This is a genomic window from Nocardiopsis listeri NBRC 13360 (assembly GCF_001570765.1).
In the GTDB taxonomy this organism is placed as follows: Bacteria; Actinomycetota; Actinomycetes; order Streptosporangiales; family Streptosporangiaceae; genus Nocardiopsis; species Nocardiopsis listeri.
In genome coordinates this window covers 16,810-33,137 of record NZ_BCSH01000063.1, presented here as the reverse complement: position 1 = coordinate 33,137, position 16,328 = coordinate 16,810, and the positions used below count along the sequence as shown (strand labels likewise).

General features: G+C 68.3%; 16 protein-coding genes. 8 read left to right on the top strand and 8 right to left on the bottom strand.

What is annotated here, in order from left to right; all coding sequences use genetic code 11:
* Positions 1-7: 7 nt before the first annotated feature.
* Positions 8-634, bottom strand: a complete 627-nt coding sequence (gene ctaE / locus NLI01S_RS19175; RefSeq protein ID WP_190318526.1) for an aa3-type cytochrome oxidase subunit III — start codon at positions 632-634, stop codon at positions 8-10.
* Between the two features lie 492 nt (positions 635-1,126).
* Between ctaE and NLI01S_RS19170 the strand changes: the two genes are divergently transcribed.
* The 3 genes from NLI01S_RS19170 (at position 1,127) to trpD (ending at position 2,924) form a co-directional block, all read left to right on the top strand.
* Positions 1,127-1,558 carry a response regulator transcription factor gene (locus NLI01S_RS19170; RefSeq protein WP_067606572.1) on the top strand — a complete coding sequence of 144 codons (432 nt, stop codon included), beginning with the start codon at positions 1,127-1,129 and terminating at the stop codon, positions 1,556-1,558.
* Positions 1,559-1,566: 8 nt separating this feature from the next.
* Positions 1,567-1,728 carry a hypothetical protein gene (locus NLI01S_RS25820; protein WP_157091076.1) on the top strand — a complete coding sequence of 54 codons (162 nt, stop codon included), beginning with the start codon at positions 1,567-1,569 and terminating at the stop codon, positions 1,726-1,728.
* A 74-nt stretch (positions 1,729-1,802) separates the two neighbouring features.
* The gene (gene trpD, locus NLI01S_RS19165) at positions 1,803-2,924 is read left to right on the top strand and encodes an anthranilate phosphoribosyltransferase (RefSeq protein ID WP_067606570.1); all 1,122 of its coding nucleotides are present in this window, start codon (positions 1,803-1,805) and stop codon (positions 2,922-2,924) included.
* A gap of 97 nt (positions 2,925-3,021) precedes the next feature.
* Here trpD and NLI01S_RS19160 read toward each other — a convergent pair whose 3' ends face one another.
* The 3 genes from NLI01S_RS19160 to NLI01S_RS19150 all read right to left on the bottom strand — a co-directional run bounded on the left by NLI01S_RS19160 (position 3,022) and on the right by NLI01S_RS19150 (position 6,012).
* Complete coding sequence (locus NLI01S_RS19160) at positions 3,022-3,297, bottom strand: Lrp/AsnC family transcriptional regulator (protein ID WP_067606568.1); 276 nt, start codon at positions 3,295-3,297, stop codon at positions 3,022-3,024.
* Between the two features lie 245 nt (positions 3,298-3,542).
* The gene (locus NLI01S_RS19155; RefSeq protein WP_067606566.1) at positions 3,543-4,307 is read right to left on the bottom strand and encodes a rhomboid family intramembrane serine protease; all 765 of its coding nucleotides are present in this window, start codon (positions 4,305-4,307) and stop codon (positions 3,543-3,545) included.
* Positions 4,285-6,012, bottom strand: coding sequence for a DEDD exonuclease domain-containing protein (locus tag NLI01S_RS19150; RefSeq protein ID WP_084392718.1), 1,728 nt, complete (start codon positions 6,010-6,012; stop codon positions 4,285-4,287). The genes NLI01S_RS19155 and NLI01S_RS19150 overlap by 23 nt, the downstream gene beginning before the upstream one ends.
* A gap of 156 nt (positions 6,013-6,168) precedes the next feature.
* On the opposite strand from NLI01S_RS19150, the gene NLI01S_RS19145 reads away from it, so the two are divergent.
* The 5 genes from NLI01S_RS19145 (at position 6,169) to NLI01S_RS19125 (ending at position 11,659) form a co-directional block, all read left to right on the top strand.
* Positions 6,169-6,450: a hypothetical protein gene (locus NLI01S_RS19145; protein ID WP_067606557.1), complete on the top strand. Its 282-nt coding sequence runs from the start codon at positions 6,169-6,171 to the stop codon at positions 6,448-6,450.
* Positions 6,447-7,802, top strand: a complete 1,356-nt coding sequence (locus NLI01S_RS19140) for an NYN domain-containing protein (protein ID WP_067606555.1) — start codon at positions 6,447-6,449, stop codon at positions 7,800-7,802. Before NLI01S_RS19145 ends, NLI01S_RS19140 begins: the two co-directional genes overlap by 4 nt.
* 263 nt (positions 7,803-8,065) lie before the next feature.
* Positions 8,066-9,058 carry a C40 family peptidase gene (locus NLI01S_RS19135; RefSeq protein WP_190318525.1) on the top strand — a complete coding sequence of 331 codons (993 nt, stop codon included), beginning with the start codon at positions 8,066-8,068 and terminating at the stop codon, positions 9,056-9,058.
* A 333-nt stretch (positions 9,059-9,391) separates the two neighbouring features.
* On the top strand, positions 9,392-10,420 hold the full coding sequence (locus NLI01S_RS19130; protein ID WP_067606551.1) for a C40 family peptidase: 1,029 nt from the start codon (positions 9,392-9,394) through the stop codon (positions 10,418-10,420).
* Positions 10,421-10,522: 102 nt separating this feature from the next.
* Entirely contained in the window at positions 10,523-11,659 is a 1,137-nt protein-coding gene (locus tag NLI01S_RS19125) for a glycosyltransferase family 4 protein (protein ID WP_067606549.1), read from the top strand.
* A gap of 59 nt (positions 11,660-11,718) precedes the next feature.
* Here the strand turns inward: NLI01S_RS19125 and NLI01S_RS19120 are convergent, their stop codons facing one another.
* From NLI01S_RS19120 to ctaC, 4 genes are all read right to left on the bottom strand, one after another.
* Positions 11,719-12,981, bottom strand: a complete 1,263-nt coding sequence (locus NLI01S_RS19120; RefSeq protein WP_190318524.1) for a L,D-transpeptidase — start codon at positions 12,979-12,981, stop codon at positions 11,719-11,721.
* Between the two features lie 244 nt (positions 12,982-13,225).
* Positions 13,226-13,651, bottom strand: a complete 426-nt coding sequence (locus tag NLI01S_RS19115; RefSeq protein ID WP_067606545.1) for a cytochrome c oxidase subunit 4 — start codon at positions 13,649-13,651, stop codon at positions 13,226-13,228.
* Positions 13,652-13,663: 12 nt separating this feature from the next.
* Entirely contained in the window at positions 13,664-15,346 is a 1,683-nt protein-coding gene (ctaD, locus tag NLI01S_RS19110; protein WP_067606543.1) for an aa3-type cytochrome oxidase subunit I, read from the bottom strand.
* On the bottom strand, positions 15,346-16,287 hold the full coding sequence (gene ctaC, locus NLI01S_RS19105) for an aa3-type cytochrome oxidase subunit II (RefSeq protein ID WP_449289446.1): 942 nt from the start codon (positions 16,285-16,287) through the stop codon (positions 15,346-15,348). The genes ctaD and ctaC overlap by 1 nt, the downstream gene beginning before the upstream one ends.
* Positions 16,288-16,328: the final 41 nt, after the last annotated feature.

Here is a 16,328-nt window from a genome sequence, read left to right as displayed (position 1 = left end):
TTTCGGGTCACTGGATGAAGTAGATGGTGAAGAACAAAGCGACCCAGACGACGTCGACGAAGTGCCAGTAGTAGGACACGACGATCGCGCTGGTCGCCTGTTGGTGAGTGAAGCGCTTCGCGGCGTACGTGCGTCCCAACATGATGAGGAACGCGATCAGACCACCGATGACGTGGAGTCCGTGGAAGCCCGTGGTCAGGTAGAACATCGACCCGTAGGCGCTCGACTGGAGAGTCAGCCCCTCGTGGACGATGAGCTCGTAGTACTCATAAGCCTGTCCAAGGATGAAGAACAGGCCCATGAAGAACGTGATGAAGAACCACATGCGCAGCTTCTTGACGTCGCCGCGCTCTGCGGCCCAAACGCCGAATTGCGCGGTGAAGCTGGAAGCCACCAGGACAATGGTGATCGTCGAGGCCCACGGCACGTTGAGGTGGACGTCCGCCCACTCGCCGAGCTCGGGGTTCCCGTTGGTCACCGATCGGATGGTGAAGTACATCGCGAACAGCGCGGCGAAGAACATGAGTTCGTTGGCCAGCCACACGATGGTGCCAACACTCACCAGGTCAGGACGCTTTGCCGCACCATGCGCTGATGCGGTTGCTGTTTTTGGGTTCGCGGTTGCTGTCGCCACGGGAGCATTATTACGGCATCCCGCGAAGACCCGTACTCGACCCCCCGTAAGGCGACGGATCAGCCCCGGGATCGGCCATCCTCTGCGGCTCGGGTGACGGCGTGGTCGTGACTCGGGCGTTACTGTAGCCGCCCCGACCGTGATCCGGGGCACGCCACGCGCTTATACGCGAGAAGTGGCGCGAACCTGCACGGCTGCGGCGTTCCGAGACGTTCAGTACCCCCTCGAAAGTTCCTCGAACCCTCCGAAAACAACGGCCCTGCATCAAAATGATCACCTTTGGACAACGCCGACCCGAGGGGCCCCGAACGAAGGTCCCTCGGATCCTGGCATCCTGTGGTGTCCAAGGTCTCAACGCCGCAACGTCCACCCGCCCTCATCCGGGCCGGAGGAGCATGAGGCAATAGAGTCGGAGTCGAAACAGTCAACGAACGCCACGGTCGCACCCCCCATGGCGGCGACCGAGGGCTGACGCGATGGGACGGTTGCGCGATGAGCGGTACGGACACGGGCGCCAGGATGCGCGTGCTGGTCTACAGCGACAAGGCCGACACCCGTGAGCAGGTCCGGACGGCCATCGGCCGCCGGCCCGCCACCGATGTCCCCAAGGTCGAGTTCGTCGAGTGCGCCACGGCGCCCGGCGCCCTGCGCAAGTTGGAGTCCAAGGACCCCGCCGAGCGCATCGACGTGGCCATCTTCGACGGTGAGGCCGCGCCCACCGGTGGTATGGGCCTGTGCCGCCAGGTCAAGGACGAGATCTTCCAGGGCCCGCCGATCCTGCTCCTGGTGGGCAGGCGGGACGACCGTTGGCTGGCGACCTGGTCCCAGGCCGACCAGGTGGTGAGCCACCCCATCGACCCGGTCGCGCTCGCCGAGGCGCTGGCCGAGCTCATGCGCCGACGTGCGGTCGCGCTCACGGGGTGAGGACGACTGTGGGGCGTGACGCGCACGGCCGACTGACGGCCGTAAAGGACAACGGCGAGAGAGACCTGCGCCGTCGATCGGTGATGGGCGGAGCCCTCGACCACGGCGCCGACACCGGGCGATGGCGCGGCCGCGCCTACATCGCTCTCTCCTTCGCCCGGGGACGCTGAACGGGGCGGGCGCACTCGTGTGCCCGCCGCCGGCGCCCCTTTCCCTTTCCACGCCCTTCAGCCAGGAGTTCCACATGAACGTCCCCGTTTCCTCGGCCGCTCCGGCCGAGAACAACGCGCTCGATACCAACGTCCAGGAGACCTCCGCCGTCCAGGAGCGGACCTGGTCCAACCTGATCACCGCCCTGCTGGGCGGTGTCTCCCTCAGTGCGGCCGACACCGAGTGGGCGATGAACGAGATCATGTCGGGTTCGGCCACCGACGCCCAGGTCGCGGGGTTCGCGATCGCCCTGCGCGCCAAGGGCGAGGGCGTGGCCGAGGTGACCGGACTCGCTCAGGGCATGCTCGAACACGCGGTTCGTATCGAGGTGCCCGGGCCCACGCTCGACATCGTCGGGACCGGTGGCGACCGCGCGCACACCGTGAACGTGTCCACCATGGCGGCGATCGTGTGTTCGGCCGCGGGCGCCCGGGTGGTCAAGCACGGCAACCGCGCGGCGTCGTCCTCGTGCGGGACGGCCGACGTGCTGGAGCGTCTCGGTGTGGTCCTGGACCTGCCACCGGAGCTGACCGTGCGGTTGGCCGAGGAGGCCGGTATCTCCTTCTGCTTCGCTCCGCTGTTCCACCCGTCGTTGCGGTACGCGGCCAAGCCGCGCCGTGAGCTGGCGGTGCCGACCGTGTTCAACTTCCTGGGTCCGCTGACCAACCCGGCGCAGCCCACCACCTCCGCCATCGGCGTGTTCGACGAGCGTATGTGCGAGGTGATCGCGGGGGTGTTCGCCCGCCGTGGTTCCTCGGCGCTGGTGTTCCGCGGCGACGACGGCCTGGACGAACTGACCACCGCCACCACCTCCACCGTGTGGGTCGTTCGCGACGGTGAGGCACGTCGGGAGCGCCTGGACCCGAGGGACCTGGGCATCGCGCGTTCGGGGCCCGACGCCCTGCGCGGCGGTGACGTGGACTTCAACGCCCAGGCGGTGCGCGACATGGTGGCGGGTCGGCCCGGTCCGGTGCGCGACGCGGTGCTGCTCAACGCCGGGGCCGCGCTCGCGGCGGTCGACGGTATCGAGGGAGACCTGACCGAGGCGGTGCTCACCGGCTACGAGCGGGCCGCGGCCGCGGTGGACGAGGGCTCGGCGCGGCGACTGCTGGAGACCTGGGTGAGCGCCAGTCAGGAGCTCGCCAAGGGCGTCTGAGGCGCCTGCGCGGCCTGTGGGGGCCTTCGAGGACGAGGAGGGGCGCGGTGGATTCCGATCCACCGCGCCCCTCCCGTGTTCGCCTGCCCGACCGGGTCTACCAACCGATCGCGAAGGCCGACTCCAGGTCGTGCTTGGAGTAGGTCTGGAAGGAGATGTGGGTATCGGAGGAGGTCACACCGGGAACCTTGTTGACCCGGCCGGGGATCACGTCCGCCAGGTCCTCGTGGCGCCGGACCCGCACCATGGCGATGAGGTCGACGCCGCCGGTCACGGAGTAGACCTCACTGACCCCGTCGATGTCGGCGATGGCCTCGGCGACCTCGGGGATGCGGTGGACGTCGGCCTTGATCATGACGATCGCGGTGATCACTGTGCCTCCTGGCGTTGGTAGAGCGGGTGCGGGACGAGTACTGCGGCTGGATTCTGTTTCGTGGACCACGGGGGTGCCGTTCGGGCGCCGTGAGGCCCTGTCCACTGGGAACCCGGGGAGGTGCCGGCGGTGGGATGGCACGCTTCTCCGCTATCACACCAAAGGCGCCGCCGTGTCCCCTTGAACCCATTCCTGACTTATTCGGCGCCCGAACACGCCAAAGCGCCGGCGGCGGCGCTGGACAACTAGTACACGTCCGATAGGCGTGTTCCGGAGCGCCATCGCAGTCGGTAGACCGCCAGTCCCGCGACCACCCCCGCGACGAAGCCGTAGACGTGTGCCGCGTAGGCCACGCTGGATCCGCCGCCAGGGGCGGTCGAGGACGTGACGTAGAGAAGATACTGAAGCGCGAAGTAGCTGCCCACCACGGCCCACCCGGGCAGACGCATCGGGATCACCCCGAACACCAGGGTGGTGACCCGACTTCGGAACTGGACCACGAGATAGGCACCGAGCACCCCGGAGATGGCCCCGGAGGCTCCGATCATGGGGATTCCGCCGTCCTGGTCGACCAGCGCGTGCCCGAACGCGGCGACCACCCCGGTGGCCAGGTACAGCAGCAGGAAACGGACCTTGCCGAGCCGGTCCTCCACGACGGGACCGAACACGAACAGGTACACCATGTTGCCGAGCAGGTGGGCGGAGCCGCCGTGCAGGAACATCGAGCTGAGCACCGAGAACCAGACGACCTTGCCGTCGATGGGTCCGCATTCGGGGGTCAACGGTTCGGCAAGGTCGACCCGACCGAGCATCTCGTCGGGGATGGCGCCCCAGCGCATGAAGTACGCGTCGATCGAACACACGCGTTCGAACAGGTCGACGGGGTACCAGACGGCGGTGGCGGCCTGCGGAGAGAGCAGGTAGACGAGCACGTTGACCGCGATCAGGCCGTAGGCCACGACCGGAGCGCGGCGGACGGGGTGGTCGTCATTGAGCGGAAGCGCGGCCATGGGCCCAGTGTGTCATCCGAGTGTGTGCTTCGGCTCCCCGCAACGGGCATGTCCACTCACCTTCGACCTCCACCAGGCGTGCGCCGGGCGTGACGAGCCAGTCCAGGATCAGTTCGCTCTCCCCGGCGGTGGCGTTGGGGACCGGCCCGTGACCGGGCGGGACGCGCTCGGCGGTGGCGACCAGGGAGGCCAGGAAGGCGGTCGGGTCGGTGCCCGGGGTGAGGACGGCGCTCGCGGCCAGGCGTCCGTGACGGACCACGATCGTCTCCCATCCGGTGGCGCCCGGGCGGGAGGCCACCAGGTGCGGTAGCGCGGCGATGGCGGTGAGCCGTTGGACTCGGCGAGCGCCGCGCAGGAAGGCCATGAGGCGGTCGCGCAGACTCGCCGCCTCTTCGTAGCGCAGGTCCTCGGACAGCTCGCGGATGCGTCCGGTGAGGGCGTCCAAGACCACGGCCGGGTCGGTGGTCATCGCGGTGCGGGCGGCCTCGGCGTGGGCCGTGTAGGCGCCCAGGGGCTCGGTGCCGTCGCAGGGCGCGCCACAGCGGCCTAGTTGGGCGAGCACGCACTTGGGGACCACCCGTTCGGGAGGGGCGAAGGTGTGGGTGCACTGACGCAGTGGCAGCGCGTGCAGCAGCGCCTCCTTGGCCTCCTCCGCCTCGCGTGCCGAGTTGTAGGGGCCCAAGTAAGGGGCGCCGTCGTCGCGGACCGCCCGTACGACCGACAGACGGGGGTAGGTGTCCGTGGTGAGCTTGACCCAGCGGACGTTCTCCGGGTTGCGGGAGCGACGGTTGAACGGTGGTTTGCGTTCGGCGATGATCCGCAGTTCGCGGACCGAGGCCTCCAGGTCGGTGGTGCACACGATGGGCGTCACCGACACCACCAGGCCGGCCATCTCCCGGATGCGGCGGCGCGACTCGGCCGCGGTGAAGTAGGAGGCCACGCGCCGACGCAGGTTGTTGCTCTTTCCGACGTACAGACTGCGTCCCTGCGCATCGTTGAACACGTACACGCCGGGACGTTCGGGCAGGTCCTCGGCCAGGTGGCGTCTGGCCCGCTGGGCGCGGGTGGCGGGCTTGGCGACCGCGCGCAACTCCTCCAGGCTGGTGACGCCCAGCGGGGTGAGGCGTTCGATGAGCCCGGTGAGCACGTCCACGGTGGCGCGGGCGTCGTCCAACGCCCGGTGGGTGGGGGCGACGTGGGCTCCGAAGTAGGTGGCGAGCGTGCCCAGCCGGTGGTTACGGACCTGGGGCGCCGGGAGCAGGGCCCTCGCCAGACGCAGGGTGTCGACCACCGGGAGCGCGGGCCACTCCAGACCCGCGCGTTCGCAGGCGGCCTTGAGGAAACCGGTGTCGAAGGGCGCGTTGTGGGCGACCAGAACGGTGTCGCGCTCCTCCTCCAGGAACGCGAGCAGCTCCGGTAGGACCTTCTCGATCGGCGGGGCCGTGGCCACCATCGCCTGGGTGATGCCGGTCAGCAGGGTGATGTTGGCCGGGATGAGCATCCCCGGGTCGACGAGGGTGGTGTACTCGCCGATGATCCCGCCGCCGCGAACACGTACGGCCCCGATCTCGGTGATCCGGGACTTGGAGGCGCTGGTTCCGGTGGTCTCCAGGTCGACCACGACGAAGGTGGCTCCGGCCAGTGGAGTGCCGAGGTCCTCGATGCTGGTCTGGTCGCCGAAGGGCGTCACGGGCTGTCCAACCACGCGGTCAGGTTAGTCGGGGGTGACGACCGAACCCGTCCGGGATGACGGTAGACCCACCCGACATGGAAAGATGTGGGTGTGGGCGGTACCGACGTCGAGTGATCGATGGGTCCGGCGACGGCCGCCACGAACACGCAACGACACCGAGGAGGAACCGTGGGGATCGCGATGCCGGGTGACGATGAGCGTTGGCGATGCACCGGGTGCGGCAATCTCACGCGGTTCGACGTGACGCGCACCGTGCGTTCGCAGGACTACGTGCATCAGGAGCTGTCCGGCGCCGGCGCCGTCGAGGAGCGCACGGTGCTGGCGGAGACGATCGAACGGGTGAAGTGCCGTTGGTGCGGCGCCACCGACAGTGTGGAGATCGTCCCCCGTCCTGACGCCGAACGGTCGGTCCCCGACACTTCGGCGGAGAGCCCGACGGGTCGGTCATGAGCTCCGGCCCGGCGACGGGCGGCGCCGGCGAGGAGGACCGCTCCGAGCGGGAGGACGGTGAGGAGCACCTCGTACGCCCCCTGCCCGAGCCGGTGCGTGCGCGGGTCGTGGAGTACGGATCCGACGTGTTGGGCGGCATGCGCACGTCGGACCTGCCGCCCGTGCTGCGCAGGGTGGCCAGGTTCGAGCCCCGTCGACGCGCACGACTGGCCGGACCGCAGATCGCCGCGCAACTGGAGACCGATCCGGAATTTCGCGGTCTGGTCGCCACTCGCGTGGAACAGGTGTGGCCCGAACTCGCCGAGGGAATGCGGTCCGGGGTGGTCCCGCCCGCCGCCGATCCGGTGACGGTGGCCGCCTGCGCGTACCTGCTGCGTCCCCCTGGGTGGGCCGGGATCATCGAGGACGTCCACCTCGAACTGGACCGTCGGCACAGCGCCAAGGAGGTGGATGAGGCCGCCGAGGCGTTGGAGGGCGTACGCCGGGAGCTGGAGGAGGCCCGCCGCGACCTCCAGACGGACCTGGAGCGGCAGCGCGCCACCATCGTCGATCAGCGTGCCGAGATCGCCGAGCTGCGCCGTAAGGTGCACCACGAGCGTCAACGCGCCAAGACGGCCACCGCCGAGGCCGAACAGGCCCTGGCCGAGTTCCGGGACCGTCGGGACGAGACCGAGGGGCGGGTCAGCGGCCTCGAAGTGGAGAACCGTCGGTTACGTTCCCGGCTGGCCGACGCCGAGGCCCAGGTGGAGAACTCCCGCCGCGCGGTGCGCGCCGGCCGCAACGCCGACGAGGCGCGGCTGCGTGTGCTGTTGGACGTGTTGGTGGACGCCTCACACGGACTGCGTCGCGAGCTCGCGCTTCCCACCGGTCTGGACAGCCCCGCCGACCTGGTCGCCGAGGCCCACGCGGAACGGCGCCGGGTCTCCTTGGGCGGGCTGCCCGACGACGACCCGGGTCTGCTGGACCATCTGTTGACCGTGCCTCGGGTGCATCTGCTGGTGGACGGCTACAACGTCACCAAGACCGGATACGGGAACCTGGCGCTGGCCGACCAGCGCAATCGCCTGCTCACGTCGTTGGAGGGGTTGGCCAGTCGCACCAAGGCGGAGATCACCTGTGTGTTCGACGGCGCGGACGTGGACACTCCCCCGGTGACGCCCAGCCGCCGGGTCCGATTGTTGTTCAGCGCGCCCGGGGAGACCGCGGACGAGGTCATAGTCCGGTTGGTGCGGGCCGAGCCCCCGGGCCGGCCGATCGCCGTTGTGACATCCGACAAGGAGATCGTTCAGGCGGTGCGCGGGGTCGGCGCTCGGGCCGTTCCCTCCCTGATCTTCCTGCGAAGACTCGACTGAGAACGCGCCTGCTGTGATCACGGTCACCACCGAACGTGGTGGTGGCCGAAGCTCGTTGTGGTTGAGAGGGGAAGGCGCGTCCGCTAGGTTCGTCCCGAACGTGAGTGCTTCGTCGGGTAGAAGGCCGCCTTTGCGCCACCCCATCCCCGGCGAGGGCCCGCACACTCATATCGGCCCGTCCCAAGGCGTGGGCCGCCCCCGAGACTTTCCGTCTCCCAGTCACCCCTGCGGACTTCTCAGACACTCAAGGAGCGTGGACCGCCATGAAGAACCCCGGTGGTCGGCGTACTGCTCGCCGAATCGCTACGACCGGCCTCGGTGTGGTCGCCGCCGGCACCTTCATCGCCCCCGGCGTCGCCCATGCGGAACCGACCCAGGACGAGGTCGAGGACCGCATCGAGGAACTGAACCAGGAGGCCTCGGAGGCCGTCGAGGCCTACAACCAGGCCGAAGAGGACTACGAGACGGCCAAGGCCGCCTACGACGAACTCGACGAACAGGTCGGGGACGAGCAGGAACGCTACGACGAGCTGCGCGAGCAGGTCCAGCAGTTCGCCAACGCCACCTACCAGGGCGGCGAGCTCGACTCCACCACGAACATCCTCACCTCCGACGGGCCCGAGGCCCTGCTGGCGCAGAACGCCGACCTGAACTACCTGTCGGAGACCCAGCAGTCCCAGCTCGACGACTTCGGCGACTCCTCCGAGCGTCTCTTCGCCCTCAAGGACGAGGCCGAGAAGTCCCTCGAGGAGGCCGAGGACACTTTGGAGGAGAGCGAGGAGGCCAAGGACGAGGTCGAGAGCGCCATCGAGGAGCAGCAGGAACTCCTGGCGCAGTTCCCCGACGCGGACAGCTCCGGCGAGGGCGCCGACGACAGCGCCGGGCAGTCCCACGGGGGCAGCGGCAACGCCTCCGGCGCGCTGGACTTCGCCTACTCGAAGGTGGGTCTGCCCTACGTCTACGGCGGCACCGGCCCCAACGGCTACGACTGCTCCGGTCTGGTCCAGGCGTCCTGGCGGGCCGCGGGCGTGGACCTGCCCCGCACCACCTACGCCCAGGCCGGGCTCGGTACCCGCATCAACGACATGGGCTCGCTCCAGCCCGGCGACATCATGTTCTTCTCCGGCCAGGCCCACAACGGCCTCTACGCCGGCAACAACCAGATGGTGCACGCCCCGCGCACGGGCCGCAACATCGAGGTCGTGGGACTGGCCGCCTACTGGGCCGGTCAGTTCGAGTTCGCCGTACGCCTGTAGCGCGCCGCGCGCCGACACTCGTCGAGGCCGTCGACCCCTCCGGGGCGGCGGCCTTTTTCGTTTCTCGGTGACACCAGGTAACGGCAAGTCAGGGGTTTCGGACAGACCGCCTGATGCACCGGAACATCACGAAACAGTTGAGAGCGGCCCAAGGGATGCACTAATGTTCATCGCCGAGCGTGGTCGCTCCTCTTCACCGAACCCCGTCGGTGACGATCACGTCCGGGTCGGGTCACTCCCCGCAGCCTTTCGGTCGACCTCTTCGACTTGGTCCCGCCCGGCGCACTCCCTTGTCCCCACTTCACCCGGGACGAGGGGAGAAAGGTGTTGCCAGTGTCTGCATTCCGTGGCGCCTCCGGTCGCCGATCGGCCGTCATCGCCTCGATCTGCGTCGGGGCCTTCCTCGCCCCCACCGCCGTGGCGCACGCCGAGCCGACCGCCGACGAGGTGCGAGAGGAGATCGAGAGTCTCGAAGAGGAGTTCATCGAGCTCAACGCGGCCTACAACGACGCCCAGGAGGCGCACGAGGCCGCGGAGGAGAAGCTCGAGGAACTGCTCGACGACATCGAGACCGCCGAGGAGACCATCGACGAGCTGAGCGGCGGGGTACGCAGCCTGGCCAACATCGCCTACACCGGTGTCGACCCGACCTCGCCCACCCACCTGATCGGCGCCAGCGGCCCAGAGGACGCCTTGGAGCACCAGGCCGACCTCACGTACCTGTCCGAGCAGCAGCAGGCCGGCCTGGATCAGTACGTCGACGAGCTGGAGCACCTGGAGTCCCTGCGCGAGGAGGCGGAGTCCACCGAGGAGAGCGCCGCCGACGCGCTGGAGGAAGCGGAGGAGGCCACCGAGGAGGCCGAGGCCTCCATCGCCGAGCAGGAGGAACTGCTCGAAGAACTCTCCGCCGAGGAACAGGCCGAGGCCACCGAGAACGTCGGCAACGACAGTGGCAGCGGCGGCGGCGACAGCGGGGGCGGTGCGAGCTACACCGGCCCGGCCACCGGCAACGCACAGGTCGCCTTGGACTTCGCCTACGCCCAGATCGGCAAGCCCTACGTCTGGGGCGGCACCGGACCGGGCGGCTACGACTGCTCCGGTCTGACCCAGGCCGCCTGGGCCCAGGCGGGCGTCAACCTGCCGCGCACCACCTACGACCAGGTCAACGCCGGGCAGCGGGTGTCCTGGGAGAACATGCAGCCCGGTGACCTGATGTTCTTCTACGGCGCCAGCCCCACCCACGTGGGCCTGTACGCGGGCGACAACGTGATGGTGCACGCCTCCACGTCCTCGCGCCCCATCGGCACGGTCACCCTCAACGACTACTACCGCTCCAGCTTCACCACCGCCGTGCGGCCGTGACCGCTCGCCTCTCCGGTTCGCCCGGGCCCGTGGTGCACGTTCACCACGGGCCCGAGGCGTCCTTCCTGAACCACTGAAGGAAATCCCCCTAGACTCACCAGGGTGTCGCGAACCCTGATCATCACCAACGACTTCCCACCCCGCGTGGGCGGCATCGAGTCCTTCGTGCACGAGCTCGCCCTGCGCCGCCGGCCCGGGTCGGTCGTGGTCTACTGCTCCTCCCCCGAGGCCGCCGACCAGGCGGCCGACCCCCACTTCGACCTCCGCCTGCCCTTCCCGATCGTGCGGGACGCGGCCAAGGTGCTGCTGCCCACTCCACGGGTGGTGCGGCGGGCGCGGGTGATCGCCGAACTCGAAGGGTGCGATTCCGTGCTCTACGGCGCCGCGGCCCCGTTGGGGCTGGCCGCGGCCCACCTGCGTCCCCTTCGACAGGTCGCGCTCACCCATGGCCATGAGACCGGTTGGACCGTCCTGCCCGGGCCCGCCTCGGCGCTGCGTCGGATCGGTGACACCGTGGACACCGTCACCTACCTGGGCGAATACACCCGGCGCCGGTTGGCGCGCTCCCTGTCCCCCGCCGCCGGCGCGCGCATGCGTCGGTTGGCCCCCGGGGTGGACACCGACCGTTTCCGGCCCGGCACCGGAGGCGAGGAGGTGCGTGAGCGTCTGGGGTTGGGCGACCGCCCCGTGGTGGTGTGCGTGTCGCGCATGGTGCCGCGCAAGGGACAGGACACCCTGATCCGTGCCTGGCCGCGGGTTCTGGCGGACGTCCCCGACGCGGTGCTGCTGTTGGTGGGCGACGGCCCCTACGCCTCCCGGCTGCGTTCGGCCGCCGCGGGAATGGACTCGGTGCGCTTCACCGGCCCGGTCCGGGCCGAGGACCTGCCCGCCCACTACGACGCGGGCGACGTGTTCGCCATGCCGTGTCGGACCCGGCGGGGCGGACTGGACGTGGAGGGGCTGGGGATGGTCTACCTGGAGGCGTCGGCCACCGGATTGCCGGTGGTGGCGGGCTCCTCGGGCGGCGCCCCGGACGCGGTCCTGGAGGGCGAGACCGGACACGTGGTGGACGGATCCTTGCCCGGGCCCGCCGCCCGCGCGATCATTCGGCTCCTGAAAGACCGCGACCGCGCCGCCCTGATGGGCTCACGCGGTCGCGAATGGGTTTGCCGGGAGTGGGGTTGGGATCAGGCCCTGAGGCGCCTTGAGGACCTCCTGAGAGGCCCCGAAGGGGGCTGAGGCGTTCCCGGGACGCTTGGAGCCCGAGGGGATCCGGGGGCTTCCGGGGGCCGTGCCTCCTAGAGTTCCTCTCCGTGGACGTCCCCGGGAGTGCCCGAACCGTCGGTGTTCTGGGGCTCACCGGTGGCGCTCTGCTCCAGCCATTCCTCCCAGGAACGCTGGTAGAAGCCCCAGCCGTTGTCCCACTCCAGCTCGCGGTCGGTACCGGTGGTCTCCAGGACGTCGCCCATCAGCGACTCGTCGTGGAACCAGCGGGCGTCCTCGACGGTCATGTTGGTGCACCCGTTGGAGGTGTTGGCGCTGCCCAGGTTGCCGGAGTTCCAAGGGGCGGCGTGGGAGAACTCGCCGCTGTTGGAGGTGCGCACCGCCCAATCGACGTCCAGGCGGTAGTGACCGGGTTCCCCCTCCTCGATTCCGACGGTGGCGGAGTCCATCACCAGGGACTCGTACTTCTCCATGGTGAGGTGGACACCGGAGGTCGTGGTGTTGAAGCGTTCGTCGGCGGCCCCGTTGCTCACCGGGATGGTGCGGACGTTCTCGCCGTCGACGGACACCTCCATCTCGTGGTCGGGGACATGCATCGTGGAGATCATCTCCCGGCCGACCTCGAACTCGATGCGGTGGTCGCTCACCCCGAAGACGCCGTCGGAGGCCTCCACCCCGGCCAGGTGCAGGTCGACCGCGATCTCCTGGTAGGGCTCCCAGTACTCCTCGGGTCGAAAGACCGCCATCTGGTCGGAGACCCAGTTCCAGGCCCCCTGCGCCTCCTCCTCGGAGATGACCTCCATGGAGTTCTCCACCTGCTCCTTGTTGGTGACGGGCAGGTCGAAGTTGATGATCACGGGCATGCCCACCCCGACGGTCTGCCCCGAGGTGGGGAAGTTGGAGACCAGTTCGAGGCTCTGCCCCTCCGTGGTGTCCTGCGTGGTGAACTCGGAGACGACCTCGGTCTCCTCACCCTCGTCGTCGGTGGCGGTCGCGGTCACCGTGATCGCCGACCCGGGATGCAGGTTCCAGTCGGCCATCCAGGCGTTCTCGGCCTCGTTGAGGGTACCGGTGACGTCGTGGACCGTGGGTTCCTCCGCCGCCTCCACCGCACCGTCGCCCGTCTCCCCCGCCGCGGACGGGTCGACCTGGTCGATCCGCACGTCGGTGATGGTGCCGCCCTCGGCCGCGACCCGGACCGGGGTGTTCGGCGCGACCTCGGTGGCTCCCGGTTCGGGCGTGATGGTCACCTCGGGACCGGCCTCCTCGATGACCTGCTCGTCCGGCTCCGGCTCCTCATCGGTGCTGCAGGCGGTGAGCAGGACGAGCACGGCCATTGCCAGGGCCCCTCGTGAGTGGGCTCGTCGCTTCACACAGTCCTCCAACGTCCATTCGGTCGGCGCACCGGAGCGTCCGGCCCGGGCCGGAGCCTTTCCGCGCCCTTCGGGCAACGCTAAAACAAGAGCCCCGGCGTCCGGCACGCGCCTGACGGACGCGTGTCCGGCCACCGGGGCGGTGACACTCAAATCTTACCCTGGGTGACCATCTTCTCTCGAAGAACAATCGCCTCCGGGGCCGATCTCAGTGCTGGAACTCCTTGCGGTAGTACTCGAAGACCCAGCCGATCGTGGTCAGGATGATGGCTAGGAAACCGAGGAACAACATCCACCAGCCGATCGCCATGCCGACCGCGGTGAAGGCGACGGCCAGCGCGACGAACATCGGCCACCAGCTGTGCGGGCTGAAGAAGCCGTACTCGCCGGAGTTCTCGGAGATCTCGCCGTCGAGGCGCTCCTCGGGCGGCAGGCCGTGGTGGTGCTCACTGCGGCGAGCCGACTGCCAGAGCCAGAACCCGAGCATCCAGCCGAAGCCGATGCCCACGACCAGGATGGTGGAACCGACCCACTCGATCTGGCCGGTCTCCAGGTAGGACCAGTAGATGTACAGGGCACCGACCAGACCGAAGAAGGTCGCGATCCCCATGAACAGGTAGGCCTGCATCTTCATATGGGCCGCCTCCTACTTCTTCTCGGCACCGGCGGCGACGGCACCGGGGGCCGCGACGTGCGGGTGGTTGAGGTCGAAGGCCGGACGTTCGGAGCGGATTCGCGGCAGCGAGGTGAAGTTGTGCCTGGGCGGCGGGCAGGACGTGGCCCATTCCAGGGAGCAGCCGTAGCCCCAGGGGTCGTCCACCTCGACCAGCGGCGCCTTCTTCGCGGTGACGTAGATGTTCCAGAAGAAGATCAGCGTGGAGGCCGCGAGCACGAACGAGGAGATCGAGGAGATCTGGTTCAGCTCGGTGAAGCCGTCGTCGGGCAGGTAATCGGCGTAACGCCGGGGGAAGCCCGCCACGCCCAGCCAGTGCTGCACCAGGAAGGTGCCGTGGAAGCCCAGGAACAGCAGCCAGAAGTGGAACTTGCCGAGCTTCTCGTTGAGCATCTTGCCGGTGAACTTGGGCCACCAGAAGTAGAAACCCGCGAACATCGCGAACACCACGGTGCCGAACACCACGTAGTGGAAGTGCGCCACCACGAAGTAGGAGTCGGTGACGTGGAAGTCCAGCGGCGGCGAGGCCAGGATGACGCCGGTGATGCCACCGAAGAGGAAGGTCGCCAGGAAGCCGATCGTGAACAGCATCGGCGTCTCGAAGGAGAGCTGCCCCCGCCACATCGTGCCGATCCAGTTGAAGAACTTCACCCCGGTCGGGACCGCGATGAGGAACGTCATGAACGAGAAGAACGGCAACAACACCGCGCCGGTCGGGAACATGTGGTGCGCCCACACGGTCACGGACAGACCGGCGATGGCGATGGTGGCGGCCACCAGGCTCTTGTAGCCGAAGATCGGCTTGCGGCTGAACACCGGCAGGATCTCGGTCGCGATACCGAAGAACGGCAGCGCGATGATGTACACCTCGGGGTGACCGAAGAACCAGAACAGGTGCTGCCACAGGATGGCGCCACCGTGCGCCGGGTCGAACACGTGGGTACCGACCATGCGGTCGGCGCCCAGCGCGATCAGGGCACCGGTCAGGACCGGGAACGCGATGAGCACCAGGACGCTGGTCAAGACCACGTTCCAGGTGAAGATCGACATGCGGAACATCGTCATACCGGGTGCGCGCATGCACAGAGCGGTGGTGATGAAGTTGACCGCACCCAGGATGGTGGCCAGACCGGACACGACCAGGCCCAGGATCCACAGGTCACCGCCCAGACCCGGTGAGCGCACCGCGTCGGAGAGCGGTGTGTAGGCGAACCAACCGAAGCTGGCCGCGCCGCCCGGGGTCAGGAACCCACTGATCGCGATGAGGCTACCGAAGAGGAACAGGTAGTAACCGAACAGGTTCATCCTCGGGAACGCCACGTCGGGCGAACCGATGTGAATCGGCATCATGACGTTCGCGAACCCGACGAACAGCGGGGTCGCGAACATCAGCAGCATGATCGTGCCATGCATGGTGAACATCTGGTTGAACTGTTCGTTGGACATGAACTGCATGCCCGGCGAGAACAGTTCCAGACGCATCAGGACCGCCAGCACCCCGCCAAGGAGGAAGAAGGCGAAGGAGGTGATCAGGTACATGTACCCGATGATCTTGTGGTCGGTCGACGTCATCCAGTTGACGAGGAGCGACCCCTTGCGCGACGGTGCCTGACCATCGATGCGAGGCTTGGTCGCCTCGGTTGCCGTCGTACTCATCACTCGTCATTCTCCTCGGTCGCCTCGGCGCCGGAGCCTTCGGCCCCGGTGCCCTCGGCCCCGGAACCATCGGCCGAGTCGGTGGAGTCCTCCACCAGACCCTCGGCGCCGGCCTCCTCGGAGGCCAGTTGTTCCTGTTCGGCGGCCCAGGCCTCGTACTCGTCCTGCGGCAGGACCTCGACGTTGAAGAGCATGCGGGTGTGGTCGACACCGCACAGCTCGGCGCAACGACCGACGTACGTGCCCTCGGTGCCATCGGTCATATCGACCTGGAACGCGTTGTCGCGTCCAGGGACGACGTCCATCTTGAAACCGAACGCCGGGATCCAGAACGAGTGGATGACGTCGGGAGAGTGGAGGTCGAAGTGGACGATCGAGTTCTCGGGCAGGACGAGGGTGGGCTGAGTGGAGCGGTCGGCGGTGCCGTCCGGGTTGGGGATACCCACCTCGGAGTGGAGCACCTCCCCACCGTTCTCCTTGGTGTCGTCCATGTAGTTGAACTGCCAGGCCCATTGGAAGGCCACGACCTCAACGTGCACGTCCGCGGGCTCTTCGGTCTCCATCAGGTACGCCTGGTCTCGCGCGGTGAAGAAGAAGAGCACCGAGATGACGACGATCGGCAACACGGTGTACAGCGCTTCGATGGGCATGTTGTACCGCACCTGCGGTGGCAACTGCTCAGAGCGCTTGCGGTGGAAGAGGATCGTCCAGATGAACAGTCCCCATACGAGAATGCCGACCGCGAAAGCGGTGACCCACGAGCCCTGCCAGAGCGCGAGAACACGCTCGGCCTGCTCGGTGATCGGTTCCGGCATGCCCAAACGAGTGAGCTCGTTCGACGCGCAGCCGGTCGCGGCCAGCCCCAACACGGCGAGCGCGGCGCCGCGTGGTGCCCATCGGCGCAGTGTCGAGCGCCGATTTTTTTGGCGGGTCGGACTCACGGATTGCCTTCCCAGCGGTGAAGCCCGCGGATCCTCCACGG